21 protein-coding genes, 1 pseudogene and 1 riboswitch are annotated in these 24,760 nt (G+C 70.3%); of the genes and pseudogenes, 4 read left to right on the top strand and 18 right to left on the bottom strand.

Features of this window, described 5'->3' with window-relative positions:
• Positions 1 to 23 precede the first annotated feature (23 nt).
• Positions 24 to 629: a GOLPH3/VPS74 family protein gene (locus tag ACWGDB_RS03955; RefSeq protein ID WP_453820955.1), complete on the top strand. Its 606-nt coding sequence runs from the start codon at positions 24 to 26 to the stop codon at positions 627 to 629.
• Between the two features lie 24 nt (positions 630 to 653).
• Here ACWGDB_RS03955 and ACWGDB_RS03950 read toward each other — a convergent pair whose 3' ends face one another.
• The 6 genes from ACWGDB_RS03950 to ACWGDB_RS03925 all read right to left on the bottom strand — a co-directional run bounded on the left by ACWGDB_RS03950 (position 654) and on the right by ACWGDB_RS03925 (position 6,948).
• Positions 654 to 1,232: a GAF domain-containing protein gene (locus ACWGDB_RS03950; RefSeq protein ID WP_453820954.1), complete on the bottom strand. Its 579-nt coding sequence runs from the start codon at positions 1,230 to 1,232 to the stop codon at positions 654 to 656.
• Between the two features lie 61 nt (positions 1,233 to 1,293).
• Complete coding sequence (locus ACWGDB_RS03945; protein ID WP_383600375.1) at positions 1,294 to 1,893, bottom strand: GTP-binding protein; 600 nt, start codon at positions 1,891 to 1,893, stop codon at positions 1,294 to 1,296.
• Entirely contained in the window at positions 1,871 to 2,242 is a 372-nt protein-coding gene (locus tag ACWGDB_RS03940; RefSeq protein ID WP_328430358.1) for a DUF742 domain-containing protein, read from the bottom strand. The genes ACWGDB_RS03945 and ACWGDB_RS03940 overlap by 23 nt, the downstream gene beginning before the upstream one ends.
• A 2-nt stretch (positions 2,243 to 2,244) precedes the next feature.
• Positions 2,245 to 2,679 carry a roadblock/LC7 domain-containing protein gene (locus ACWGDB_RS03935; protein WP_453820953.1) on the bottom strand — a complete coding sequence of 145 codons (435 nt, stop codon included), beginning with the start codon at positions 2,677 to 2,679 and terminating at the stop codon, positions 2,245 to 2,247.
• 92 nt (positions 2,680 to 2,771) lie between these two features.
• Positions 2,772 to 4,967 carry a sensor histidine kinase gene (locus tag ACWGDB_RS03930; RefSeq protein WP_453820952.1) on the bottom strand — a complete coding sequence of 732 codons (2,196 nt, stop codon included), beginning with the start codon at positions 4,965 to 4,967 and terminating at the stop codon, positions 2,772 to 2,774.
• A gap of 805 nt (positions 4,968 to 5,772) precedes the next feature.
• The gene (locus tag ACWGDB_RS03925) at positions 5,773 to 6,948 is read right to left on the bottom strand and encodes an MBL fold metallo-hydrolase (RefSeq protein ID WP_453820951.1); all 1,176 of its coding nucleotides are present in this window, start codon (positions 6,946 to 6,948) and stop codon (positions 5,773 to 5,775) included.
• A 261-nt stretch (positions 6,949 to 7,209) separates the two neighbouring features.
• Here ACWGDB_RS03925 and ACWGDB_RS03920 point away from each other — a divergent pair, with 261 nt between their 5' ends.
• Together ACWGDB_RS03920 and ACWGDB_RS03915 are read left to right on the top strand one after the other, a co-directional pair.
• Positions 7,210 to 8,388 (top strand): Glu/Leu/Phe/Val dehydrogenase dimerization domain-containing protein, encoded by a 1,179-nt coding sequence (locus ACWGDB_RS03920; RefSeq protein WP_453820950.1) that lies wholly within the window; start codon positions 7,210 to 7,212, stop codon positions 8,386 to 8,388.
• Between the two features lie 69 nt (positions 8,389 to 8,457).
• Positions 8,458 to 9,078, top strand: a complete 621-nt coding sequence (locus ACWGDB_RS03915) for a TetR/AcrR family transcriptional regulator (RefSeq protein ID WP_453820949.1) — start codon at positions 8,458 to 8,460, stop codon at positions 9,076 to 9,078.
• 85 nt (positions 9,079 to 9,163) lie between these two features.
• On the opposite strand, the gene ACWGDB_RS03910 is transcribed toward ACWGDB_RS03915, so the two are convergent.
• The 3 genes and pseudogenes from ACWGDB_RS03910 to ACWGDB_RS03900 form a co-directional block, all read right to left on the bottom strand.
• Positions 9,164 to 9,949, bottom strand: coding sequence for an SGNH/GDSL hydrolase family protein (locus ACWGDB_RS03910; RefSeq protein ID WP_453821078.1), 786 nt, complete (start codon positions 9,947 to 9,949; stop codon positions 9,164 to 9,166).
• A gap of 263 nt (positions 9,950 to 10,212) precedes the next feature.
• The gene (locus tag ACWGDB_RS03905; protein WP_453820948.1) at positions 10,213 to 11,160 is read right to left on the bottom strand and encodes a LysM peptidoglycan-binding domain-containing M23 family metallopeptidase; all 948 of its coding nucleotides are present in this window, start codon (positions 11,158 to 11,160) and stop codon (positions 10,213 to 10,215) included.
• Between the two features lie 4 nt (positions 11,161 to 11,164).
• Positions 11,165 to 11,322, bottom strand: a riboswitch (cyclic di-AMP (ydaO/yuaA leader).
• 307 nt (positions 11,323 to 11,629) lie between these two features.
• Positions 11,630 to 13,366, bottom strand: a pseudogene (locus ACWGDB_RS03900) (alpha-galactosidase).
• Positions 13,367 to 13,557: 191 nt separating this feature from the next.
• On the opposite strand from ACWGDB_RS03900, the gene ACWGDB_RS03895 reads away from it, so the two are divergent.
• The gene (locus tag ACWGDB_RS03895) at positions 13,558 to 14,355 is read left to right on the top strand and encodes a tyrosine-protein phosphatase (protein WP_453820947.1); all 798 of its coding nucleotides are present in this window, start codon (positions 13,558 to 13,560) and stop codon (positions 14,353 to 14,355) included.
• A 21-nt stretch (positions 14,356 to 14,376) separates the two neighbouring features.
• On the opposite strand, the gene ACWGDB_RS03890 is transcribed toward ACWGDB_RS03895, so the two are convergent.
• The 9 genes from ACWGDB_RS03890 to ACWGDB_RS03850 form a co-directional block, all read right to left on the bottom strand.
• Positions 14,377 to 14,499 (bottom strand): DUF6126 family protein, encoded by a 123-nt coding sequence (locus ACWGDB_RS03890; RefSeq protein ID WP_369274764.1) that lies wholly within the window; start codon positions 14,497 to 14,499, stop codon positions 14,377 to 14,379.
• Positions 14,496 to 15,164 (bottom strand): helix-turn-helix domain-containing protein, encoded by a 669-nt coding sequence (locus ACWGDB_RS03885; RefSeq protein ID WP_453820946.1) that lies wholly within the window; start codon positions 15,162 to 15,164, stop codon positions 14,496 to 14,498. The genes ACWGDB_RS03890 and ACWGDB_RS03885 overlap by 4 nt, the downstream gene beginning before the upstream one ends.
• 77 nt (positions 15,165 to 15,241) lie before the next feature.
• Positions 15,242 to 16,627, bottom strand: coding sequence for an aspartate aminotransferase family protein (locus ACWGDB_RS03880; protein ID WP_453820945.1), 1,386 nt, complete (start codon positions 16,625 to 16,627; stop codon positions 15,242 to 15,244).
• On the bottom strand, positions 16,624 to 18,624 hold the full coding sequence (gene dxs, locus ACWGDB_RS03875; RefSeq protein ID WP_453820944.1) for a 1-deoxy-D-xylulose-5-phosphate synthase: 2,001 nt from the start codon (positions 18,622 to 18,624) through the stop codon (positions 16,624 to 16,626). Before dxs ends, ACWGDB_RS03880 begins: the two co-directional genes overlap by 4 nt.
• Positions 18,625 to 18,655: 31 nt before the next feature.
• Entirely contained in the window at positions 18,656 to 19,831 is a 1,176-nt protein-coding gene (gene ispG, locus ACWGDB_RS03870; protein ID WP_453820943.1) for a flavodoxin-dependent (E)-4-hydroxy-3-methylbut-2-enyl-diphosphate synthase, read from the bottom strand.
• A 4-nt stretch (positions 19,832 to 19,835) separates the two neighbouring features.
• On the bottom strand, positions 19,836 to 20,858 hold the full coding sequence (gene hpnH / locus ACWGDB_RS03865) for an adenosyl-hopene transferase HpnH (RefSeq protein WP_369274759.1): 1,023 nt from the start codon (positions 20,856 to 20,858) through the stop codon (positions 19,836 to 19,838).
• A 5-nt stretch (positions 20,859 to 20,863) separates the two neighbouring features.
• Positions 20,864 to 21,505 carry a phosphorylase family protein gene (locus tag ACWGDB_RS03860; RefSeq protein WP_453820942.1) on the bottom strand — a complete coding sequence of 214 codons (642 nt, stop codon included), beginning with the start codon at positions 21,503 to 21,505 and terminating at the stop codon, positions 20,864 to 20,866.
• Positions 21,505 to 23,520, bottom strand: a complete 2,016-nt coding sequence (shc, locus tag ACWGDB_RS03855) for a squalene--hopene cyclase (RefSeq protein WP_453820941.1) — start codon at positions 23,518 to 23,520, stop codon at positions 21,505 to 21,507. Before shc ends, ACWGDB_RS03860 begins: the two co-directional genes overlap by 1 nt.
• A gap of 143 nt (positions 23,521 to 23,663) precedes the next feature.
• Positions 23,664 to 24,728: a polyprenyl synthetase family protein gene (locus ACWGDB_RS03850; protein ID WP_453821077.1), complete on the bottom strand. Its 1,065-nt coding sequence runs from the start codon at positions 24,726 to 24,728 to the stop codon at positions 23,664 to 23,666.
• Positions 24,729 to 24,760: the final 32 nt, after the last annotated feature.

Here is a 24,760-nt window from a genome sequence, read left to right as displayed (position 1 = left end):
GGCCGACTGACCTGGAGTCGCTCATGAACACCGCACGTGACCTCGCGATCGTCGCGCTGGACATGGCACCCGACCGCCCCGTGGGCCAGGGCGAACTGTCGCTCGCGCTCGCGGCGGCCGAGGTTTTCGACCTCATCGAGGCCGGGTCCCTCGTCCTCGACGACGAACGCATCACGCCGAGCGCGCAGGCTCCGACGGGCGACCGGCTGCTGGACGAGGCCGCCTCGTCACTCGTACGGCAGGAGCCCTACGAGTCGGTCGAGGACTGGCTGTGGCGCCGGGGGCGCGGACTGTCCTCGGCCTATGGCGCGGATCTGGAGAGCATGGGGCTCACGGCCCGGCCGCGGGCCCACCGGATCTCGCTGCGGGCCGGGCGGTCGGTGCCGGTCGACTCGGCGGCCCGGCAGCAGGCCGAGGAGCGCTGGGCGTCGGGCGAGCCCGTCCTCGCGGCCCTGGCTGCCGCCGCCGGGTTGCGCGACATGACCGACGACTCCCCTGACGACCTCACCGACGACACGGTCACGACCGTCCTCGCCGCCGTCGGCAACGCGGTCGTGGAGCTGGAGGCCGTACGGCAACGGCGGGCGATCGAGGACGCCGCGTTCGACAACGTGTGGCGCGGTTTCTAGTCGCCGCTCCCGGACCCGGAGCAGTCACAGCAGGGGGAGCCCGTCGGCCTCCCGACGCTCCAGCCGGGCGACCAGGTCCGCCGCCGACGCCTTGATGGTCTCCAGTCCCGCCTTCCCCCACGGCCGCGGCTCCACGTCTACGACGCACACAGTGCCGATCACCATCCCCTTGCTGTCGATGAGCGGTGCGCCCAGATAGGAGCGGATTCCGAACTCGTCCACGATCGGATTCCCGGCGAACCGCGGATAGTCGCGGACGTCCTCCAGGACCAGCGCCTTGCGTCGGACGACCACATGGGGGCAGAACCCATGGTCGCGCTCCATATGACGGCCCAGCTGGGGCTTGCTGTCGTCGGCGCGGGCCAGGTTCACGGCCGGCCGCACATGCAGGCCGGCGAAGAACTGACGGTTCTCGCCGATGAAGTTGACCATGGCGTACGGCGCCCCGGTGTGCTCGGCCAGATGGTCCGCGAAGACGTCAAGGGCCGGATCGGGGTGTTCCCCCAGGCCCATCCGAAGCAACCGCTGCGCACGGGCAGGGGCCTCCTTGTCCTCGGGGGTGAGCAGCAGGCGAGCGACCGGGTGGGGTGGGCCGTGGCTCATGGGCGGATTCCGTCGCTGTGGGCGTACGTCATATGCGGCTCCGTGCTGGTGTGTGCTGATGTCACATGTGGGCGCCGTGGCTCGGCGCGGGTGCCGGCGCGTGAGCGATGAGGTGCCGGACCAGGGTCAGCAGGGTCTGAACTCCTGAGCTGGAGATCCGGGCGTCGCAACGGACGACGGGGACCTGCGGGTCGAGGTCGATCGCGGCTCGGACCTCCTCCGGGTCGTACCGGAAGCCCCCGTCGAACTCGTTGATCGCCACGATGAATCCGAGGCCCCGCTGTTCGAAGAAGTCGACGGCGGCAAAGCATTCCTCCAGTCGCCGGGTGTCGGCGAGGATGACCGCGCCGAGCGCACCCTCGGAGAGTTCGTCCCACATGAACCAGAACCGCTCCTGTCCGGGCGTGCCGAACAGATACAGGACGTGTTCCGGATCGAGCGTGATGCGGCCGAAGTCCATGGCCACCGTCGTCTCGACCTTGTTCTCGATCCCTTCGAGGCTGTCGGTCGCGGCGCTGACCGTGGTGAGCAGCTCCTCCGTACTGAGCGGCGCGATCTCGCTCACCGCGCCGACGAAGGTCGTCTTGCCTACCCCGAACCCTCCCGCCACCAAGATCTTCAGCGCGGTGGGGAAGGGATCAGAGCTGTCGTCGTAGTCCATCGAGCACTGCCTCCAGAAGGGCCCGGTCAGTCGGGTTGTGGTGGAACTCGGGGGGCTTGGTGGTGACCGCCCCGCAGTCGACGAGGTCCGACAGCAGCACCTTGGTGACCACCGCCGGCAGCTTGAGATGGGCGGCGACCTCGGCGACCGACACCGGGCCGCGGCACAGGTCGAGCGCCTGCTCGTGCTCGGGGCCGAGATAGCCGAGGGGGGTCGCCCCGGTGGCCATGACCTGCGACATGAGGTCGAGCGCGATGGTGGGCCGGGTACGGCCGTTGCTGACCGTGAAAGGGCGCACCAGCCGTCCGGCCGCGTCGTCGAGCCAGGGCCCGTCGCCGGCCGCCGTCACGTTCAAGGCCTCAGCGCCGAGGGGTCGACGGAGTGCTGCCGGGGAGCGGTGACCAGGTAGGGGCGGACGCTCTTGACGAGCATCGCCATCTCGTAGCCGAGCACGGCCGCGTCGGCCTCGCGGCCGGCCAGGACGGCGAGACAGGTGCCGGAGCCGGCCGTGGTCACGAAGAGCAGGGTGGAGTCGAGTTCGACGACGACCTGGCGCACCTCTCCGCCCTCACCGAAGCGGACGCCGGCGCTCCGGCCGAGGGAGTACAGGCCGGACGCGAGGGCGGCCATGTGGTCCGCGCTGTCCGGGTCGAGGCCGTGGACGGACTTCACGAGCCCGTCGCAGGAGAGGAGAACCGCACTGGTGGTGTGCGGTACGCGCTGCACGAGGCCGCTCATCAGCCAGTCGAGATCGGACACATGGGCGGTCTGCGCTTCGCTCGCCATGATGGATCGACTCCTTGAGGTACGAAGGTCAGCGGGAGCGCTGGGGGTGGGGGTGGACTTCCAGGCGGATGTCGAACTGGTCATGAACGTGGTCATCCGGCTGGTGCGCTCCCGTCGTGCCAGGGGGTGTGGTCGGCGCCGGGCGCGGACCCGGGCTGCCTCTCGGTGGTGTGGACCGGGTCCATGGGCGATACGTCCATGGAGGGACGGGGGGTCATGGGGGTCACGTCTGTGTGCAGTCCATCCAGGGCCGTCGGGCGCAGGTGTGGGGGCTGCGGGTGCCGCGTGTCGAGGCTCGTCGACTCCAGGTGGGTCTGCACCGGGCGGACGGACTCCAGGCGGGTGGGCTCGGGGGACGTGTGGCCCAGGCCCGTGGGGTCCGGGTCGGCCGACGTCGTGTCGGAGGCCTGGTGCGGGGAGGAGGTGTAGGCGGAAGTGGTCCCCTGCGGGGTGACGGTGTGCGGCGACTCCATGTGCGGCGACTCCACGTCTGCCGACTCCATGTGCTGCTGTGTCTCCGCGAGCCCGACACCTCGTTGGAATGCCGCCATCAGCCCCGGGTCGTGCCCGGCAAGCTGGTCGGACTCCTGACGCGGTGTGGGGCCGTCACGCAGTTGCGGGGCGATGTGTTCCTGGGCCCGGCGTCGGGGCAGTTGGGGCTTGCCCATGGTGCCGCGGACGGTGCCGGTGCGCGGGGCCAGCGGTGCGGCGGTGTTCTCCTCGACGCGGCCACGTTCGTCGGGCCTGATGCCGGGCAGGGCCTCCGCGGGGTTGGCCCGCTCGTCGTGGGCGCCGCGCACGGGCAGCGGTGCCGGTCCGGTGCCGTTCGCTCCGGGGGCCGCGCCCATCCCGCCGGCCGGCGGCTGCTGCCGACGCGGCACGCCCCTGGACGCCTCGGCCGCACCTCGCTGCCCGCCCTCCGACGCGGTCGACGCATGCCGCCCGTACTGCTGCGGTGACACCGGCGTCTGCGGCGGCCGCGGCTGCTGCGGGCGTGCCGGCGACGGGACGTGCGGCGGTACGGGCGTGCCCGCCGCCCCGTGCGGCTCCTGCGCGCCCTCCACGCCGGCGCGAGCCCCCGGTTCCGTCCCCAACAACCCTTGCGGCACGACGAGTACGGCCTGGACTCCGCCGTAGATGTTGGTCTGCAGACGCACATGGATGCCGTGCCGCTTGGCGAGCTGCGAGACGACGAACAGCCCGATGCGCCCGTCCGCCAGCAGGCTGGCGACGTTGACCTGGTCGGGGTCGGCGAGCAGGGCGTTCATGCGGTTCTGCTCGCCGACCGGCATGCCGAGGCCGCGGTCCTCGACCTCGACGGCCAGCCCCGAGGTCACGAGGTTGGCGCGGAGCAGCACTTGGGTGTGCGGAGCCGAGAACACCGTGGCGTTCTCGACCAGTTCGGCCAGCAGATGGATGACGTCGGCGACGGCGTGCCCGCGCAGGGTGCCGTCGATCGGAGGCACGAGCTTGACCCGCGAGTACTGCTCCACCTCGGCGATGGCGGAGCGCAGCACCTCGGTCATGGAGACCGGGTTGCTCCACTGCCGACGGGAGACGGCGCCGCCGAGCACGGCGAGGTTCTCGGCGTGACGGCGGATGCGGGTGGCGAGGTGGTCCACGTGGAAGAGGCCCTTGAGCAGATCGGGGTCCTCCATCTCGTTCTCCAGCTCGTCGAGGATGGAGATCTCGCGGTGCACGAGCGACTGAAGGCGCCGGGCGAGGTTGACGAAGACCTCGAGCTTCTGTTCGCTGCCCGCCTGGCTGGAGAGCTGGGAGGCCTGGACGACGGCGGTGACGGCCCCGTCCTGCGCACGGGCCAGATCGGCGGCGAGCAGTTCGAAGTCGTCGGCGCCGTCGGGCGGACCGCTGCGCTGCCTGCGCTTCGGCGGCGCCTCGCCACGCCGCAGGGTCTCGACCAGGGCCCGCAGATCGGCCTCGCCGCGCGCGCTCCTGCGGCGCAGTGCGCCGATGCGGTCGCTCACGGACCTGGCGGTGCGGTTGGCGGCCACCGCGGCGATCAGGATGCCCGCCAGGGTCACCGAGACCGCGCCGGCGAGCACGCCCCACAGGGTGAGGCTCGGCCGTACTCCGGTGGACCGCACGACGAACAGCACGGCCGCGAAGGCACTGAGGGTCACCGCGACCGGCGGCAGCACGGCCAGACGCAGCAGTTGGGGCCGTATGTGGGTCTCGGGCAGCGCGGTAGCGGTGCGGGCGGCCGGGCGCCCGTGCCGCCCGCCCTCACGGCGGTCAGCGCGTGCGGCCGGGGCGCGGAGATGAGACATCGGGGTCCTCGTACTGGTCCGTCGGTCGGGGCCTGGGATGCGCGCGGTCTGCGCGGCCCGGGGCGTGCGCCATAGCGATGTCGGTCGGCAGAACCGACGAATTCGGCTCCGCGTCGCCCGACGGACACTGACAGTAGTCGCCTCCGCATCAAGTGCGGTGGGCAGTTGACAAAGTCCCGCAGGCAGCGTCCCGCTCTGGTATGAGGTCTCGTACGACAGACCGATAACCCGCCCCACCGTTCGCCCACAAGCGGAAATCGAACGATCAGACCTGGTCAGAAGCAGTCATGATCAAAGGTCGGACTACGGGGCACTTCGTACGCCGCACGCCGCGCCGACTCCTGGCTCCCATGCCCTTGCCCGCCCTGGCCGGGACGATTCAGCATCCGCACGCCCACCCGTCCACCCCCCAAAGCGTCACAGGCCGTAACGGCGCGCACGGCCCCGTGGGCGCCCCGCCACACTCACGCACGCCCCGCGCGAACGGTCTCGCAAGGGCGCACGGAACCATTGACCGGCCCCATCGTCTCGCCGGACGCCACCCCGGCACCCGGCCCTGCGCCGGCCGCAGCCTTGCGCGGGCGCAGCATGGGGGGCGCTGTAGATGGGGCGACCGCTCCACTGGGGCAGTGGCCGCACGGAGGCGGGCCCTGTACATGGGGCGGCCGCCCACTGGGGCAGGCGCCGTAGATGGGACGGCCGCCGCACTGGGCGGGCGCTGCAGTCGGGCAGGCGCGGTAAGTGGGGCGGCCGCTGCACTGGGGCAGGCGCCCAATGACGCGACCGGCTCCGTACAGAACCCGCGCTAGACGACCGCCGCCCCGTCCGGCCCCGACGCGACCGGCGGCCACGTCGGCCATCCCCCGGCGGGCGTCTCGGCCACTTCACGCCACCACGGCGTCAGGGGCGGCATCGAGGCAGGTTCGAAGGGCTCGCCGCAGCGCGGAGCCGCCATCGTGGCCCCGGCCTTGTGCGTGGCGCGCATCGTCCACTCCCCCGGCTCCGCCCACGCATGCGGCGCCAGGTTGAAGGTGCCCCAGTGGATCGGCAGCATGACGCCCGCAGTCGGGTCCCCGCCCTGAAGGTCGAGGTGGGCGCGGACGCCCTCGTCCGGCGTCATGTGGATGTCGGGCCAGAAGTCCGAGTAGGCGCCGATCTGGATCATCGTCGCGTCGAAGGGGCCGTGGTCGGCGCCGATGTCCGTGAAGCCGTCGAAGTAGCCGGTGTCCCCGCTGTGGTAGATCCGGTGCTCGTCGGAGGCGACGACCCAGGACGCCCAGAGCGTGTGCTGGGTGTTGCGCAGCCCGCGGCCGCAGAAGTGACGGGCGGGGGTGGCCGTAAGACTGAGGCCGCCGACCTTCGTCGTCTCGTGCCAGTCCAGCTCGCGCACCCGGTCGGCCGAGACGCCCCAGTGTTCCAGGTGGGCGCCGACGCCGAGCGGTACGGCGAAGAGCGTGTCCGTGCCGACCAGTGCCTTGATCGTGGGCAGGTCGAGGTGGTCGTAGTGGTCGTGGGAGATGACCACGACGTCGACAGGGCCGAGCTGGGCGAGCGGCAGGGGCGCGGGGTGCAGTCGCTTGGGCCCGGCGAAGGGGAAGGGGGAGCAGCGCTCGCCCCAGACGGGGTCGAAGAGCACACGGTGGCCGTCGATCTCCGCGAGGACGCTGGAGTGCCCCATCCAGGTCAGGCGCAGCCCGCTGACGGGCGGTTTCGCCAGGTCGGCGTAGGTGGTGGGGTGCACCGGCACGGTGCCCTTCGGGACTCGATGGGGCCGGGTGTCCCGGTCGAAGAAGACCTTGGCGAACTCCAGCATCGATCCGGAAGGTCTGGTCCGTGCGGTACCCCCGGGGTTCTGGAAGACCCCGTCCCGGAAGTGCGGTGATCTGCGGATGCGCGCCATGCGCTCACCGCTCGGGTCCACGCCGAAGGCCTCGGGCCGCAGGGCACGCAGCCCGGAGCTCGGAAGACGGAAACCGGCCACGGTACCTCCAGGTGGAGTCGGTGAGGCATTCCATTATGGTCGGCCCCTCCGACAACCCCGGACGCCCCCCGGTCCCACAACCCCTAGCCCCCGGCCGGTGGTCCTGAATCGCCTCGGCACGTCACCCCGCCCCTGGAGATCCAGGCCCCATCATTGACATGTCCCCGCCCTCCCTCCGATACTGACCCATCGTTCAGTAGCCGCGCGCGGCACGCGGCCCTCGCTCACCCTCTCCTCTCCCCTCCCCACCCCGGAGACCCCATGACCACGCCCCTGCTGTCGCTCACCTGGACCGACCACGTCACCGGCCGCCAGGGCTTCCTGGTCGTCGACCGGCTGGTACGGGGTGTGTCCAGCGGCGGGCTGCGCATGCGGCCGGGCTGCACGCTCGACGAGGTCACCGGGCTCGCCCGCGGCATGAGCATGAAAGAAGCCCTGCACTACGACCCCGAGGCCAGGTACATCCCCCTGGGCGGCGCCAAGGGCGGCATCGACTGCGATCCACGCGATCCGGAGGCGTACGGGGTCCTCGTGCGCTACCTGCGGACCATGCGGCCCTACATCGAGAACCTCTGGACCACGGGCGAGGACCTCGGGCTCTCCCAGGACGTGGTCGACCGGGCCGCCGCCGAGGCGGGGCTCGTCTCGTCCGTCCAGGCCGTGTATCCGCTGCTCGACGACGAGGCCGGCGCCCGCACCCGGCTCGCGGACGCGTTCGCGGTCGAGGTGGACGGCATCGGGCTCGACGAGCTGGTCGGCGGCTGCGGGGTCGCCGAGTCGGTGCTCACCGCCCTGGACAGGGCCGGTGTGCCGTACTGGAGGACGCGCGCCGCCGTGCAGGGGCTCGGGACCATGGGCGGGGCCACGGCACGCTTCCTCACGCGCGCGGGGCTCACCGTCGTGGCCGTCGCCGACATCAAGGGCACGATCGCCAACCCGGCGGGCCTCGACATCGAGACCCTGCTGGCGGCACGGGACGCGCACGGCACGGTCGACCGGGCGGCGCTGCGGCCCGGCGACCGCGAACTGCCGGGTGACGCCTGGCTGTCGGCCGAGACGGAGGTGCTGGTTCCGGCAGCCGTCTCGTACGTGATCGACGCCGCCAACCAGGGGCGGATCACCGCCCGCTGGATCGCCGAGGCGGCCAACATGCCGGTACGGCCGGAGGCGGAGGAGCTGCTGGCCGCGCGGGGCGTCACCGTGCTGCCGGACGTCGTGGTCAACTCGGCCACGAACGCCTGGTGGTGGTGGACGCTGTTCGGCGACGTCGGTCCGGACGCGGACGATGCCTTCGCCCACACACGGCGCTCGATGCGCGCCCTGACCGACCTCACCCTGGCCCGGGCCGAGACCGACGGGACGACGCCCCGGGCCGCCGCGCACGCGATCGCGGAGGACCGGTTGCCGGTGATCGCCGAGCGGTTCGGTCAACTCCGGTGACCGCAAGGGCCCCGGGCCCCGACTCGGCCTCGGCCCGGGAACGGCCGCTGCAAGCCTTAGGGTGGCCGAGTGGCAAGAGTGCGGTTGAGCGTGGCGGAGCGGCGTGAGGAGTTGCTGCGTGCCGCCGTGGAGCAGATAGAGGCGCGGGGCGTGGCGGCGGTCAGGATCGCCGACGTGGCCGCGGCGCTCGGGGTGAGCAACGCGCTGGTGCTCTATCACTTCGCCACGAAGGAGAAGCTGGTCGCCGCCGCGTTCACGTACGCGGCCCAGGGCGACCTGGCCCGTCTGCGACGGGTCCTCGGGCGTCGTACGACGGCGCTGCGCCGACTGCGGGCGGCCGTGCGCTGGTACGCGCCGACCGGCCAGGCCAAGGGCTGGCGGCTGTGGATCGAGGGCTGGGCGGCGGCGCTGCGCGAACCCGCGCTGCAGGAGGTCACGCGGGACCTGGACCGGCAGTGGAAGGCCGCCATCGCCGAGGTCATCGCGGAGGGCGTGGCCGCGGACGAGTTCCGCTGCCCGGATCCCATGGGTGCGGCCCTGCGCCTGACGGCCCTCCTGGACGGGCTCGCCGTGCAGATGACGTCGTACCGCGGCGCGGTCTCACGCGCGCGTGCCCAGGAGTGGGTGGACGAGGCGCTCGCCCGGGAACTGGGGCTGGAGCGGGAGGCGTTGACGGCGTTGTCGCGCTGACGCCGGCGCATGTGTGGGCCGTACCGATCACACGTCGGCACGGCCCACACCTGCACGTCACCGCGAACCCGATGGCGAACCGCTCTCAAGCCACCGATTCGATCCGCATCTTGATGTCGTCCGGGGACAACGCGCCCTTGGCCGTGACGTGGTCCCCCGACGACTCGCCCCGCAGGCGCCGCCCGATCCAGGGCACCAGGTACTCGCGGGCCCATTGGACGTCGTCGCGGCGGATGTCGAGGGTGCCGCGGGGCGGGAGCGGCGGCCAGGGCTGGTCCGGGTCGGCCGGGACCTCCAGGCCGAGCACCTGGCCCGCGCGCAGCGCCACGCGCGTGTGCCCCTCGGGAGACAGGTGGAGCCGGTCGTGGTCCCAGGCCCGGCGGTCCTGAACGGTCTTCAGGGACCACAGGTCGAGGACCGGGCACCCGTACCGGTCGGCGATGGCCCGCACATGACCGTTGTACGTGGCGATCTTGCCGCGCAGATGTCTCAGCACGGGCACGCCACGGGTGTCGAAACCGGTCGTCACCATGACGGTGCCGACCTCGCAGGTGAGCCGGGCGATCGCCCGCTCGAAGCGCTCGGCGACCTCGTCGGGATCGGTGCCGGGCCGGATGATGTCGTTGCCGCCCGCACAGAACGAGACCAGGTCCGGGGCCAGTTCGGCGGCCTTCGGAAGCTGGTCCTCGACGATCTGGTCGAGCAGTTTGCCGCGCACGGCGAGGTTCGTGTAGTTGAAGTCGCCCTCGGGTCGTCGGTCCGCGAGCAGGACCGCGAACCGGTCGGCCCAGCCGACGAACGCCCCGTCGGGGCCGGGGTCGCCGACGCCCTCGGTGAAGCTGTCCCCCACCGCAACGTACGACCCGATCACTGATCTGCTGTCACTCTTCGAATCGTCTGCCACATCGGCCCATGATTCACCTTCGAATGTGACCTACGCGACCGTAGGACGGGGTTGACGATCGGTGAGATAAGCCACTCCTAAAGTGTTCACCAAACGTGGAATAACCCTCTGATCAGGGGTGTTGTGGGCGCAACCGCCACACAGCCCTCTGTACGCAGACCGAAGGCCGGACCCGGGGATCGGGGTCCGGCCTTCGGCAGCGTGTCAGGCAGGTTGTTGCGCGGCAGGCGTCAGCCGATGGAGACGCCCTTCGAGCGGAGGTAGGAGACCGGGTCCAGGTCCGAGCCGTAGTCCGGGGTGGTGCGGATCTCGAAGTGGAGGTGCGGGCCGGTGACGTTGCCGGTCGCGCCGGAGAGGCCGATCTGCTGGCCCGCCGTCACGGACTGGCCGCTGGAGACGGACAGCGAGGACAGGTGGGCGTACTGGGCGTAGTGGCCGTCGGCGAGCTGGATGACGACCTGGTTGCCGTACGCGCCGCCCCAGCCGGCCGAGACGACGGTGCCCGCGCCAACTGCCTTCAGCGGGGTGCCGGTCGGGGCGGAGAAGTCGACGCCGGTGTGGTAGCCGCTGGACCACATGCTGCCCGCCACCTTGTAGGCGGTGCCGAGGGTGGCGCCGTCGAGGGGGGCGGAGAAGCCGCTGGAGGCGCTGGTGTTCTCGGCGCTCTGCGCGGTGGTGGTGGTCTTCGACGCGGCGGGCTTGGACGCCGAGGACTTCGAGGCGGTCGCGTCCGAGGACGACTTCGAAGGCGCGGAGGAGGAGGGCGCGGACGAGGACTTGGGGGCGCTCGTCTCGGCCTTCTTGCCGCCGATGGTGAGCTTCAGACCCGGGTGGATCAGCGCCGGGTCCGTGCCGACGGCCTCACGGTTGTCGGCGTAGAGCTTCTTCCAGCCACCGCTGACGTTCTGGTCGTCGGCGATCTTCGCAAGGTAGTCGCCGACCTTGACCGAATAGGTCCGCGCATCCGCCTTCTTGTCGGTGGCCTTCTTCTCTGCCTTCTTCGCGGCGACCGGAGCGGACTGAACGGCCTTTTTCGAAACGGACTGAGAAGGAGCGGCGTGGGCGCCGGTGGCTCCGATGAGCGGGAGAGCGAGAGCGGCGCCACCGGTTCCGGCGACGGCGATGGAGCGGGTGAAGCGCAGGGACTTCGGGCGGCGATGCTTACCCTTCGCGGGCATGGCGAATTCCTCTCCGGCGCCTGCGAGGTGAGCTGTCGGGTGCGGGCTGGAGATGCCCGGCCGCGTCGGGACGCGACTTGACCCCAAGCCGTTCCGGAGACCGGAACAGGCGGTTGTACCTGTGGGTCCCCCGCTCCTGCCGGGTACGGGTGAGTTAGCGCGGGATCCGGTCGGCGGCAGGATTAGGCGTCCGTCCGGATTGGTGTGGAACGTAAGCGAGAAAGACGCACGGGAACAAGTGAGGGGTTCCGTCCGAATGCGTTCCTGTTGATCCCTTGTGGGAATTACCGGTCACACTCCGTGAATTGTCGGGACGTCGTCCGACTCAAAACCCCTCGAAAAGCACGTGAATTACGTGGACATGACGAGCGACGCACGGTCACGAATATGACGCTCCTCACGTGACACTTCTCCAGCTCCCTTTACTCCAGAGCGAGTTGGAATGAAGGCGCCAATTCGGACAGAACTCCTAGATGCGACGCAGTCGGATATCCGTCGCATCAAGGTCGCCGCGTAGGCCGGTGCGAAGTCCGTGATGCACCAATACAGAACCTCGGCGAATTTCGCCCGTTCCAAGGCATTCGTCCGATGCTGTCGGGCCGAAGGCGCGCAGTCGCAGCACCGGGGCGGGTTCGCCAAAACTCTGGGCCCGGAGCCAGGCCAGGGCGACCGTCTCGTCACCGAGCACGTACTGCACCGCACCGAGGCCGCCCGCCGGAGGCCGCAGCCGATAGAGGTCGCCGCGTTGCACCACGGGCCGGATCTGCTTGTGGAGCGTCACCCACTCCCGCGCCTCGGCGAGCGCAGGGAGGCGGCCCGGTGGTTGAGCATGGCGTTCGGGCTGTCGGTGACCCAGGCGGCCATGGCCCTTGCCGGGTGGATCTGGCTGAAGCCGTGCTGGATCGCGAGCCGGTCGAGAGGGTCGGCGTTGTCCGAGGTCCACACCTGGTCGGTACGGCGGCGCGCGCCGATGTCGATCCGTCCGCCGCCGCCCGAGCAGGACTCGAAGGCGACGCCGGGGTGAGCGGCGCGAGCCGGTCCAGCAGGCCGTACGGAGCACGCACATGGTCGACCCAGAGGTACTCTTGGACGTCGTCGCGCGCGGGATTCAGTACGAGCTGATTGCGAAGTTCTGTCCGATTCCGCTCCGTTTAATATCGAATCCATTCCAGATGGGCGCGATACAACTCACTGTCCGCATTGACCATTTCTGGTTCGGCCCAGATGCCGAACTGCATGCCGAGCGCGTGCGCGTACTCGGCAAGCGGCTCGAGCCCGGACGGGAAGCGGTCGGGGTTGGGGGTCCAGTCGCCGAGCCCGGCGCGGTCGCTGATGCGCTTCCCGAACCAGCCGTCGTCGACGACGAGCAGCTCCACGCCGACGGCCGCGGCACGCCGCGCGAGCAGGCTCTACTGCTCCTCGGAGATGTCGAACTCCGTTGCCGCCCAGGAGTTGAAAAGCACCGGCCGGCCCCGGTCCGCGTTCGGGATCACGTACGCGCGCTGGTACGCATGCCAGGCGCGGCTGGCCCCGCCGAAGCCGCCGTCGCTCCACAGGCCGGCGAAGACGGGCGTCGTGAAGGACTCCCCCGTCGCGAGGCGCAGCAGGACGGAGGTAGACCTCGCCGCGCTCCTCGGTGGCGTCGTGTCGAGCGCAACCAACCCAGGGCAAATGCTGATGCCCGGTGTGTCCGCGACGGCTGCCGATGACCTTCTCCCCATAGGTGAGGGGTCCGTGCAACTGGGACAACTGCCGGCCCTCCGGGTTGGGCAACGCCCAGGTGACCGAGTCAGCGCGCAGCAGCTCCAGGACGGGTCCCTGGTCGTCCAGGGTCACCCAGCGCTCCACGACGCCCGCGCGCATCCGGTAGTGCAGGGTGACGTTCAGCCCGCCGTCACGAAAGCGCAACCGCAGCTCGTCGCCCTCGGTCTCGTACCGCTCGAACGCCCACTCGGTACCACGCCGCTCGTCGGTGCGCACGGACAGGGCGGGTCGTACGAAGCGGGGCCGCCCTCGACCAGGTACTCCTCGCGGCCCTCGATCGGGGACTCGAAGGGCCGGTACTCGGGCAGCGGGCGTAGGGCGAGGGCGATGCGCGGCCTCCAGTGGAGATGCGGAGCTCGTGGGCGTCCGTCAGGTGGACGGCATAACTGCTGGTCGGCCCGCAGAGGAGCCACATACGGCCGTTGCCGGAGATCTCCAGCATCAAGCCCTCACAGATCTAAAACATACACGAACAGATACCGCCAAATATCAACATAATCAAGAGTCCGGCCATCCCGAGGCAACGCCTGTGGACAACTCCTTGGCCCAGGAAGCCATGTCGTATCGTCGAGTGCGCACCCCGTCGGCCGCATCGCCGAGCCGCGTCGACGGGGCCGACTGGGAGGAGCCCCCGTGACGCAGCAGATCCCGTCGACCGAGCCCGAGCTGGCCGGAGTTCGCAACTTTCGTGATGTGGGCGGACTGCCGACCGTGGACGGACGGCGGGTGCGACACGGGGTTCTGTTCCGCAGCGGCCACCTCGCGCACGCGACCGAGGACGACGCGGCCTTCCTCGACACCCTTGGGCTGCACACGATCTTCGACTTCCGCAACGCGGCCGACCAGAAGCTCGAAGGCGCCGACGTGGAGCTGCGGGGCGTACGCAATGTGAACCTGCCGCTGTCCGACCCCGCGGACGGTGCCGAGTTCTGGAAGATGGTCCGGGACGGCAACCTCGACCAGCTTCGCGAGATCCTGGCCGACGGCAAGGGCGCCGGCCGGATGATCGCCTCCTACCGCATGATCATCAAGGAGCGCACCGCCGAGCACTCCCAGGTGCTGCACTCCCTCGCGCAGGACAGCGTCCCGGCCCTGATGCACTGCGCGGCCGGCAAGGACCGCGCCGGCCTGTCCATCGCCGTGACGCTGCTCGCCCTCGGCGTCGAGCGCGAGGCGATCGTCGCCGACTACCTGGAGTCGAACGCCAAGCACCGCCGCTACAAGGTGCGCCGCAGCGGCAGCGACGCCTCGGCCTACTCGCCCGAGGTCATGGAGCTGCTCAGCCCCCTGTTCGACGCGCGGGCCGAGTATCTGACGGCGGCCCTCGACACGATCGACGAGGCTTGGGGCGGCGTCGACACCTACCTGGAGCAGGGCCTGCGGCTCACCCCGGAGACCCGGGAGCGGCTGCGGGAGCGGCTGCTCGACTGACGCCGAGCGGCCCCCTCCCGGCTACTTCTGTGCGCCCATCTCGAACAGCAGGTAGATGAACGCCGCGAAGACGTGCCCCACCGCGATGTAGATGATGAGCCGTACCCACAGGGCGCGCGGGAACTTCTCCTCCATGTTGCTCATGGCGTCTCTCCAGGGGTGGGGCCCAGACACAGTGTGGCCGTGGGGCTCTGCAGCAGGGTGTGGACGAACAGGAGCTCGACCCCGTCCTGGTCCAGGGCGGCGATCCGGTGCGGGGTGAGCGAGTCGAAGTGCGCGCTGTCACCGGGCGCGAGCCGGTGCGTGGCATCCCCGAGGCGCAGCCGCAGCCGCCCCTTGAGGACGTGGAGCCACTCCTCGCCGGGATGCACGCGCACGATGTCGCCCTGCGAGCCGTACGGCACGTGCACGCGCAGGGCCTGCATGCCACGCCCGGACGCGCCCGCCTGCCAGTACGTCCAGCCGCCGGCCGCGGTCGGCTCCATGTCGGCGGCACGCACCACGGCGTCCCGGTCGGCGACCGTCTCGCCGAGCAACTCGGAGACGGTCGTACCGTAGATGCGGGCGAGCGCGAGCAGCATCGGCAGCGAGGGCTGGCGCCGCCCGGTCTCCAGACGGGACAGATGCGCGGGCGACAGCCCGGCGGCGCGGGCCGCGGCCTCCAGGGTGAGGGAGGCACGGCGGCGCAGCGCGCGGAGCTGGGGCGCGACGGCCGGCAGGGCATCGACCGGCCCGGCCGCGTCAGCCTCGGCCCCGAGTCCCGGCTCGGGGCCGGTCTCGGGTTCTGGCTCGGTCTCGGGAGAGCTCATGCTCTCCATTCAGCCGGACATTTGCCTCTGCGGCAAACTTCTTGCCTCAGAGGCAAAAGCGCTCGCGGCCCCGGATGTCAGCGGTTGGCGACCGCCTGCTTGATCAGCGTCTTGCCGAAGTCCCACATCAGCCCGCCCCCACTGTGGGCATCATCCATCACGTCCGTGAAGGCGTCGACGAACCGGTCCACCTCGCGCTCGCCGATGATGAGCGGCGGGATCAGCTTGATCACCTCCAGGTGGTCCCCGGAGACCTGGGTGAGGATCCGGTGCCGCCGCAGCAGCGGTACGACGACCATCTGCGCGAACAGGCCCTTGCGCGCGGCCTGCAGCATGGTCCAACGGCTGCGCAGCTTCAGCGAGTCGGGCCTGCCGAACTCGATGCCGATCATCAGGCCCCGGCCGCGGACGTCGGCGAGCAGTTCGTACTTGTCGGTCAGTGCCGCGAGCCGGGACCTCAGCTGCTCCCCCGTCGCCCGCGCGTTCGCGACGATCTGCTCGTCCTCGATGACGGACAGCACGGCGAGCCCCGCGGCCATGGCCTGTGCGTTCGAACCGAAGCTCGCCGAGTGGACCAGCACGCGGTCCATGGACGAGTAGACCTTCTTGAAGATCCAGTCCTTGCCGAGGGTGGCGCCCACCGGCACATATCCGCCGGAGAGCGCCTTGGCCACACACACCAGGTCCGGCTCCACACCGTCCTCGTGCTGGTAGGCGTAGAAGTCCCCGGTGCGGCCCAGTCCCGTCTGCACCTCGTCGGCGATGAGCAGCGCCTTGTGCTTGTGCAGCAGTTCCTGGGCGGCCCGCAGATAGCCGCTCGGGGCCTCGTGCACGCCCTTGCCCTGGATCGGCTCGACGATCAGGGCGGCTACGTCGCCCTTCTTCAACTCCCTCGCCAGGGCGTCGAGATCACCGAGCGGTACGGCCGTGTCGGGCAGCAGCGGGGCGAAGCCGTCCCGGAAGCCGGACTCGCCGTTGACCGACAGCGAGCCGGTGGTCAGCCCGTGGAAGGCGTGGTCGCAGTACAGGATCCGCGGCCTGCCGGTGACGAACCGCGCGAACTTCAGCGCGGTCTCCACCGCCTCCGTACCGCTGTTGCCGAAGAAGACGCGGTCCAGGTGCGGGCTGTGTGCGAGCAGCTTCTCGGCCAGCAGACCCGGCAGCGGCTGGCAGTCGAAGCGGGTGAGGTCGGCGAGCTGGGCGTCGAGGACGTCGTGCAGCGCCTTGCGGACGACGGGGTGGTGGCGCCCCAGGCCCATCACTCCGAACCCGGCGAGCATGTCCAGGTGGTCGTCACCGTCCGCGTCCCAGAAGTAGGCGCCCTCGGCCCGCTCGTAGACCTTGTCGAAGCCGATGGTGTGCAGCATGCGCGGCAGCTGGTGGTTGAGGTGCCTGGTGTGCAGCTCGTAGCGCTCGGCTCCGCGCTCGGCGAGGAGTCTGCCGAGGTCGAACTCGGTGGTCATTCGGCTTTCTCCTTGAGGGCTTTCTCCTTGACGGCCTTCTTCTTGACCGGCACGACGGCACGGCCTTCATGGCCGCCGGCACGACCCTGATCGCGGCCGTTACGACCGTCGTGGCCGCCCTCGGCCTCCTTCAGGGCGAGGCTCGCGCTGATCCGTCCGGCGACCTCCACGGGCGTGAGCCCGATGTCGGCGAGCACCTCGCTCCGCTTGGCGTGCGCGAGGAACTGCTCCGGGATGCCGAACCGCCGTACGGGTACGTCGACTTCGGCGTCGCCCAGCGCGAGCGCCACCGCGGAGCCGACCCCGGACGAGCGGCTGTTGTCCTCGACGACGGCCACCAACCGGTGTTCGGCGGCGAGCGGCGGGAGTGCGGGGTCGACCGGCTTGACCCACCGTGGGTCGACGACGGTGCAGTTGATCCCGCGCGCCTGGAGCAGTTCGGCGGCCTGGAGGCACACCGGCGCCATCACGCCGACGGCGACCAGGAGGACCTCCGGCTCACCCGCGTCCTGGTGCAGCACGTCCAGGCCGCCCACCCGGTCCACCGCCGGGATCGACGGTCCGACCGACTCCTTGGGGAACCGCACCAGCGTGGGCGCGTCGTCGACGGCCACCGCCTCCCGCAACTGCGCCCGCAGCTGGTCGGCGTCGCGCGGCGCGGCGATCCTGAGGCCGGGCACGACCTGGAGGATCGACAGGTCCCACATGCCGTTGTGGGAGGGCCCGTCGGCACCCGTGACGCCGGCCCGGTCCAGCACGAAGGTCACCCCGCACCCGTGCAGCGCGACGTCCATCAGCAACTGGTCGAAGGCACGGTTCAGGAAGGTGGCGTAGATGGCGACGACCGGATGCACCCCGCCCGTCGCGAGCCCCGCCGCCGACACGGCCGCGTGCTGCTCGGCGATCCCGACGTCCCAGACCCGGTCCGGGAACCGCTCCGCGAACCTGCCGAGCCCGACGGGATGCAGCATGGCCGCCGTGATCGCCACGACGTCCTCGCGTTCCTCCCCGATCCGCACGATCTCGTCGCCGAACACCGACGTCCAGGACGGGCCGTTGGACGGCGCGAGCGGCTCGCAGGTCAGCGGGTCCATCACGCCGACGGTGTGGAAGTGGTCCTCCTCGTGGGCGACGGCTGGTTCATAGCCACGCCCCTTCTCCGTGAGGCAGTGGATCAGCACCGGCCCGTGGAAGCGCTTGGCCCGCCGCAGCGCGGACTCGACGGCGCCGATGTCGTGCCCGTCGATCGGTCCGACGTACTTCAGACCCAGGTCCTCGAACATGCCCTGCGGCGCAAAGGCGTCCTTGAAGCCCTTCTTCGCGCCGTGCAGCGACTCGTAGACCGTGTTGCCCACCAGCGGTGTCCGCAGCAGTACGTCCTTGCCCCAGGCCAGGACCCTCTCGTAGCTGTCGGTCGTGCGCAGGGTGGCCAGGTGGTTGGCCAGGCCCCCGATGGTGGGCGCGTACGAGCGCTCGTTGTCGTTGACGACGATGATCAGGGGCCGGTCCTTGGCGGCCGCGATGTTGTTGAGCGCCTCCCAGGCCATGCCGCCGGTCAGCGCGCCGTCGCCGATCACCGCGACGACGTGCCCCTTCTCGCCCTGGACCTGGCGCGCCTTGGCGAGCCCGTCGGCCCAGCCGAGCGCGGTGGAGGCGTGGCTGTTCTCGACGATGTCGTGCTCGGACTCCTCCCGCGACGGGTAGCCGGACAGGCCGCCCTTGCCGCGCAGCTTGGAGAAGTCCTGGCGCCCCGTCAAAAGCTTGTGCACGTAGCTCTGATGACCGGTGTCCCAGACGATGCGGTCGACCGGCGACTCGAAGACCCGGTGGAGCGCGATGGAGAGTTCCACCACCCCCAGATTGGGTCCGAGATGTCCACCGGTCCTGGCGACCGCGTGCACCAGGAACTCCCTGATCTCGTCGGACAGTTCACCGAGTTCCGCCTCGGACAGCGCCTTCAGGTCGCGTGGTCCCCGGATGCTCTCCAAAATCGTCACGCTCGGGCCCCCTCTCGGTCCGTGCCTGGCTTCAGCTCACAGTCACTTCTGGTTTCCCCGTGACGATGGAGGCGCCCGTGGCGTCCCCGTCCTGTTCCATCTGCTCGGCGATCTTCATCGCCTCTTCGATCAGGGTCTCGACGATCCTGGACTCGGGGACGGTCTTGATGACCTCGCCCTTGACGAAGATCTGGCCCTTGCCGTTGCCGGAGGCAACCCCCAGGTCCGCCTCCCGCGCCTCACCGGGGCCGTTCACCACACATCCCATGACGGCGACACGCAACGGCACCTCCATGCCCTCCAGGCCCGCCGTGACCTCGTCGGCCAGCTTGTAGACGTCGACCTGGGCGCGGCCGCAGGACGGGCAGGAGACGATCTCCAGGCGCCGCTGCCGGAGATTCAGGGACTCCAGGATCTGGATGCCCACCTTGACCTCCTCGGCCGGCGGGGCCGACAAGGAGACCCGGATGGTGTCCCCGATGCCCTGGGAGAGCAGGGCGCCGAAGGCGACGGCCGACTTGATCGTGCCCTGGAAGGCCGGGCCCGCCTCCGTCACACCGAGGTGGAGGGGGTAGTCGCACTGGGCCGCGAGCTGCTTGTAGGCCTCGACCATCACGACCGGGTCGTTGTGCTTGACCGAGATCTTGATGTCCCGGAAATCGTGCTCCTCGAAGAGCGACGCCTCCCACAGCGCCGACTCGACCAGGGCCTCCGGCGTCGCCTTGCCGTACTTCTGCAGCAGCCGCTTGTCGAGCGACCCGGCGTTCACGCCGATGCGGATCGGCGTGCCGTGGTCCTTGGCCGCCCGCGCGATCTCCTTGATCTTGTCGTCGAACTGCTTGATGTTGCCGGGATTGACCCGTACGGCCGCGCAGCCGGCCTCGATCGCGGCGAACACGTACTTCGGCTGGAAGTGGATGTCCGCGATCACCGGGATCTGGGACTTACGGGCGATCGTCGCGAGCGCGTCCGCGTCGTCCTGCGTCGGACACGCCACGCGCACGATCTGACAGCCGGAGGCAGTGAGCTCCGCGATCTGCTGGAGAGTGGCGCCGATGTCCGACGTACGCGTCGTCGTCATCGACTGCACCGACACAGGGGCACCGCCCCCGACCGCCACCGGACCGACCTGGATCTGCCGCGACACTCGCCGCTCGGCGATCGGCCGGAGGGGTACCTCGGGGACGCCCAAGGAGATGGCGGTCATGGCGTCACTCCCGGTTTCCGGAGACCGTCTCGCGCATGGCGCGCAGCGACTCCTTGAGCGAGCCCATGGTGGCGAGGACGGCGGTGGGCTCGTAGCCGCAGTGCGCCATGCAGTTGGCGCAGCGCGGGTCCTTGCCACGGCCGTACTTGTCCCAGTCGGTCTCCTCGATCAGCTCGCGGTACGTCGGGACGTACCCGTCGCTCATCAGGTAGCAGGGGCGCTGCCAGCCGAACAGCGAGTAGTTCGGGATCGCCCAGGCGGTGCACGGGAAGTCGACCTTGCCCTCGAGGAAGTCGAGGAACAGCGGCGAATGGTTCAGCCGCCACTTGCGGCGGTTGCCGCCCGCGAAGGCCTTCTTGAACAGCTCGCGGGTCTGCTCGACGCCCAGGAAGTGTTCCTGGTCGGGGGCCTTCTCGTAGGCGTAGGCGGGCGAGATCATCATTTCGTCGACCTTGAGGTCGTCGTTGAGGAAGTTGAGCACCTCGATGATGGTCTGCGGGGTGTCGGTGTTGAAGAAGGTCGAGTTGGTGGTGACCCGGAAGCCGCGCCGCTTGGCCTCCTTGATCGCCTCCACCGCCTCGTCGAACACACCCTCCTTCGCCACGGACTCGTCGTGGCGCTCGCGCAGGCCGTCGATGTGCACGGCGAAGGCGAAGTAGGGCGAGGGCTTGAACTTTTCCATCTTCTTGCGCATCAGCAGGGCGTTGGTGCACAGGAAGACGTACTTCCGCTTGGCCACCAGCTGCCGCACGATCTCGTCGATCTGCGGATGCATCAGGGGCTCACCGCCCGCGATGGACACCATCGGCGCACCGGACTCGAGCACCGCGCCCACGGCCTGGGCCACCGGCATGCGCTGCTTGAGCACCCCGGCCGGGTGCTGGATCTTGCCGCAGCCCTCGCACTTGAGGTTGCAGGCGAAGAGCGGTTCAAGCTCGACGATCAGCGGAAACTTGTCCCGCCTGCGGAGCTTCTGTTCGGCCAAGTAAGTAGCGACCTTGATGGACTGACGCAGCGGCATGGCCATCTGGCTCACCTCCTGGGGAGCAGCAAAGAACGGTGCCATTCAAAGAATGCGGGTAGAACGGAACGAAGGACGCGGAAAGCCGATATTCCACCGCGCAACGTGCCGATCCGGACGAGTTCATGTTCTGGAGCGTCCACGACCACCCGGACGGCCGCAACCGGGCGCTCGCCCGCGCGCACCGCGCTCAGGAGCGTGGCCGCCGATTCCATGTCGACCGCGATTGCGCCGGTCGAGAGCAGATCGGACCGTTCCTGACCACGGATGATGTGATCGGAGCCGGTGAGGGGTCCGGTGTGGACGGTGCGGCCGGGAATGGTCCGCGCGAGCTCTTTGACGAGTAGGTCGGTCCCGACGCACGGAATGGTTCCACCCGGATCCCGGGTCTCCTCGGCGACGACCAGATCGCCGGGATGCATTCCGGGCGCGAGTCCCGCACAGAACCCGGTGGCGAGCACGGCGGCGCCGCTGAGGGCCGGGTCACCCAGGATCCGGGTGACGGAGCGCTCCGCCGCCCGGGGGCCCATGCCGGTCCGCAGTACGGTGACCGGCCCGCCGGCTCCGCCGCGATCGCTCGTGCGCAGGGCGAAGTGCTCGATGCCGAGCGCGCAGGCGATCAGTAGCGGGGCCGGGGCGGGCTGTGGGCTCATCAGCTCACCTTGGCCTCGGCGAGGGAAGGCTCGGGCTTGTCGGCGAAGGGCTCCCCGTGGACGTACCGGCCGAGTGCGGTGAGCGGGAAGACCTGCCGGTAGAGGTGGTAGTTGATCGAGAAGTCCCAGGGGAAGCCGGTTCCGGTGAAGTAGGGCTCGTCCCAGGAGCCGTCCTCGCGCTGGGTCGCCGCGAGCCACTCGACGCCGCGCTCGACGGCCTTGGAGTCCTTCTCCCCCGCCGCCAGCAGCGCCATCAGCGCCCATGCGGTCTGCGAGGCCGTGGAGGCGCCCTTGCCGCTCCACTCCTTGACGTCCCTGTAGGAGCGCAGGTCCTCGCCCCAGCCGCCGTCGTCGTTCTGGACGGACTCCAGCCAGCTCACCGCGCGGCGGATCGCCGGGTGCGAGCCCGGGAAGCCGGCCGCCACCAGGGCGGGTACGACGGATCCGGTGCCGTAGACGTAGTTCACGCCCCAGCGCCCGAACCACGAGCCGTCCGGCTCCTGCTCGGCGAGCAGCCACTGGATGCCGCGCCGGGTGCGCGGGTCGTGGGCGAGGCCCTCGACGGCCAGCATCTCCACCACGTGGGCCGTGACGTCCGCCGACGGTGGGTCGATGACCTCGCCGAAGTCGCAGAACGGCAGCCGGTTGGGGAACGGGCTGGTGTTGTCGACGTCGAAGGCGCCCCACGCCCCGTTCCTCGACTGCATCCCGAGGTTCCAGCGCACGCCGCGGCCGATCGCCCGCTCCATCCGCTCCGGGTCGTGGTGCCTGACCCGGCGCAGCGCGAGGACTACTTCCGCCGTGTCGTCGATGTCGGGGTAGTTGTCGTTGTGGAACTCGAACGCCCAGCCACCCGGCGGCAGTTGGGGCCGCTTGACCGCCCAGTCACCGGGCCGGACGATCTCCTCGCCCAGCATCCAGTCGGCGGCCTTGACGAGCTGCGGATGGTCGGCGGGCACACCCGCGTCGGCCAGCGCGATGGTCGCGAGGCAGGTGTCCCAGACCGGCGACTGGCAGGCCTCGATCATCCGGGCCCCGTCCTCGCGCCAGACGGCGAAACGGTCCAGCGACGCCAGCCCCTCCCGCATCACGGGGTGTTGGAGGTCGTAGCCGAGCAGGGACAGGGCGATGATCGAGTACACCGCCGGCGGCTGGATGCCTCCCCAGCAGCCGTCGTTCTCCTGCCGCTCGATGATCCAGCGGGCGGCGCTGTTCATGGCGGCTCTGCGCAGCCTGCGCGGGGCGACCTTCCGCAGCTGGTGCAGCGCTTTGTCGAGCCGCTGGAAGGCGCCGTCCCAACTGGCCGCCGGAGCAAGGGGCTTGGGCGGGTTGGGGCGGTCCGGGTCGGTGTGCAGTTCGTCGAGCGGGAAGGGCGCGGGCCGTACCGGGCGCTTCGCGGAGACGACGGTCAGCGGGACGATGGTCTGCCGGGCCCAGCAGCCGAAGTCGTAGATGTTGAGCGGTACCCACTTGGGGAAGTAGATGAGCTCCGGCGGGAGTTCGGGCAGGTCCTCCCACTTCCACCAGCCGAACAGGGCCAGCCAGATCCGGGTGAACACACGGGAGGCGGCGATGCCGCCCTGCTCGCGGATCCAGGCGGAGGCTGTCGCCATGTGCGGGGCGTCGGGCGCGTCGCCGGCCAGGCGGAGGGCGACGTAGGCCTCGATGGTGGCGGAGAGTTCGCCGGGAGCGCCGTAGAAGGTGCCCCAGGTGCCGTCCTCACGCTGCTCGCCCCGGATGAAGAGCGCGGCGGCCTGCGTGGTCTTCTCGTCGCGGATGCCCAGGAACTGACGGAGCAGCAGGTCCTCGGCGTCCATGGTGACGTTCGTCTCGAGGTCGCCCTTCCACCAGCCCTGGGCGTCCTGCTTCGCCAGCAGGAAGTCGGTGGCGCGCCGGGCGGCGCGTACGGCGGCTTCGTGGACCCCGGCCGCCACGGGGGTTTCGCTGTCGGTGTCGCTGGCCGCGGCTGCCCGGGGTGGCAGTGCCCCGGTGCTTCCGTCGGTCGTCGCTGTCATGGCTTCCCCTTCGTGCAGTGCTACTGGAAGTGCGTCTGCTGTGGGTCCGCCGTCGGCCGGTGCGCTGGTTCACGCTGCACCGGCCGGCGACTAAGCGAGGGTTATTCGACCGATACTGATCATCTCTTTTCGCCCGGTGGTGCTCATCTCTTTCGTACGACGACGAAGTCGGCGAGTGCCGTGAACTGCTCCCGCACCCGGTCGGGCATGTCGACGGCGTCGAGGGCCTCGACGGCGATGGCGTGCTGACGGCGTGCCTCGTCGGCGGTCCACTCGCGGCCGCCCGCCTCCTCGATGAGGGCGGCGCGGGCGGCGAACTCCTCCTCGGAGAAGTTCTCGAAGTCGCTGCTCTTGGCGTCGGCGGCGAGGATCTCGCCGAGCTCCTCGGAGGCGGAACCGCCCGCCGCGAGCGCGGCCACGACCGGCAGGGACTTCTTGCGCTGGCGCAGGTCGCTCCAGGTCTGCTTGCCGGTGGAGACGGGGTCGCCCCAGATGCCGAGGAGGTCGTCTACGGCCTGGAAGGCGAGGCCCAGGTGGTAGCCGTACTTCTCCAGGATGTCGGCGGTGCGGTCGTCCGCGCCGCCGAGCACGGCGCCGATGGAGCTGGCGCAGGCGAGCAGGGCACCGGTCTTGTTGCCCTCCATCTCCAGGCACTCCTCGACGCTGACGCGGTCACGGTGCTCGTAGGAGATGTCCTGCGCCTGGCCGTCGATGAGGGCGCGGGTGGCGGTGGTCAGGCGGCGGGTGGCGCGGCCGGCCTCGACGGTGCCGAGCTCCAGCAGGACCTCGTTGGCGAGCGCGAACATGGCGTCGCCGACGAGGATGGCCTGCGCGGGCCCGTGCACCTTCCAGACGGTGTCTCGGTGGCGGCGCTGTTCGTCGCCGTCCATCAGGTCGTCGTGCAGCAGCGAGAAGTTGTGGACCAGTTCGACTGCGACGGCGCCGGGGATGCCGGCCTCGGGCGCGGCGCCCGTGACCTCGGCGGAGAGCACCGCGAGGGCCGGGCGCACGGCCTTGCCGCCGTCGCCGGCCGTGGGGTTGCCGTCGGCGTCGATCCAGCCGAAGTGGTAGGCGGAGACGGTGTCCATGGGAGGGGCCAGGCGGTCGATCGCCGCCCGCAGTACCGGCGTGGCCAGGGTCCTACCGCGCTCCAGGAGCGCGGTCACGTCGACCGCGGTCTCTCGAGCGGCCTTCGAGGCCGGGGGCACAGTGGGCACGTTCTCTCCTCTTGTTGCGGTAC

It is taken from the genome of Streptomyces sp. NPDC055013 (assembly GCF_053608645.1).
Note: the sequence above shows the minus strand (reverse complement) of the source record. Positions and strands in the feature narration are given on the sequence as shown.

What these genes read in the sequence shown, in the direction of transcription:
- ACWGDB_RS03935 (WP_453820953.1), bottom strand. Translation starts at nt 2,679, where the DNA reads ATGGCGAGCGAAGCGCAGACCGCCCATGTGTCCGATCTCGACTGGCTG.
- ACWGDB_RS03890 (WP_369274764.1), bottom strand. Translation starts at nt 14,499, where the DNA reads ATGAGCAACATGGAGGAGAAGTTCCCGCGCGCCCTGTGGGTACGGCTC.
- ACWGDB_RS03945 (WP_383600375.1), bottom strand. Translation starts at nt 1,893, where the DNA reads ATGGACTACGACGACAGCTCTGATCCCTTCCCCACCGCGCTGAAGATC.
- ACWGDB_RS03860 (WP_453820942.1), bottom strand. Translation starts at nt 21,505, where the DNA reads ATGAGCCCACAGCCCGCCCCGGCCCCGCTACTGATCGCCTGCGCGCTC.
- ACWGDB_RS03880 (WP_453820945.1), bottom strand. Translation starts at nt 16,627, where the DNA reads ATGACCACCGAGTTCGACCTCGGCAGACTCCTCGCCGAGCGCGGAGCC.
- shc (WP_453820941.1), bottom strand. Translation starts at nt 23,520, where the DNA reads ATGACAGCGACGACCGACGGAAGCACCGGGGCACTGCCACCCCGGGCA.
- ACWGDB_RS03930 (WP_453820952.1), bottom strand. Translation starts at nt 4,967, where the DNA reads ATGTCTCATCTCCGCGCCCCGGCCGCACGCGCTGACCGCCGTGAGGGC.
- hpnH (WP_369274759.1), bottom strand. Translation starts at nt 20,858, where the DNA reads ATGGCCATGCCGCTGCGTCAGTCCATCAAGGTCGCTACTTACTTGGCC.
- ACWGDB_RS03905 (WP_453820948.1), bottom strand. Translation starts at nt 11,160, where the DNA reads ATGCCCGCGAAGGGTAAGCATCGCCGCCCGAAGTCCCTGCGCTTCACC.
- ACWGDB_RS03950 (WP_453820954.1), bottom strand. Translation starts at nt 1,232, where the DNA reads ATGAGCCACGGCCCACCCCACCCGGTCGCTCGCCTGCTGCTCACCCCC.
- ACWGDB_RS03885 (WP_453820946.1), bottom strand. Translation starts at nt 15,164, where the DNA reads ATGAGCTCTCCCGAGACCGAGCCAGAACCCGAGACCGGCCCCGAGCCG.
- ispG (WP_453820943.1), bottom strand. Translation starts at nt 19,831, where the DNA reads ATGACCGCCATCTCCTTGGGCGTCCCCGAGGTACCCCTCCGGCCGATC.
- ACWGDB_RS03920 (WP_453820950.1), top strand. Translation starts at nt 7,210, where the DNA reads ATGACCACGCCCCTGCTGTCGCTCACCTGGACCGACCACGTCACCGGC.
- ACWGDB_RS03955 (WP_453820955.1), top strand. Translation starts at nt 24, where the DNA reads ATGAACACCGCACGTGACCTCGCGATCGTCGCGCTGGACATGGCACCC.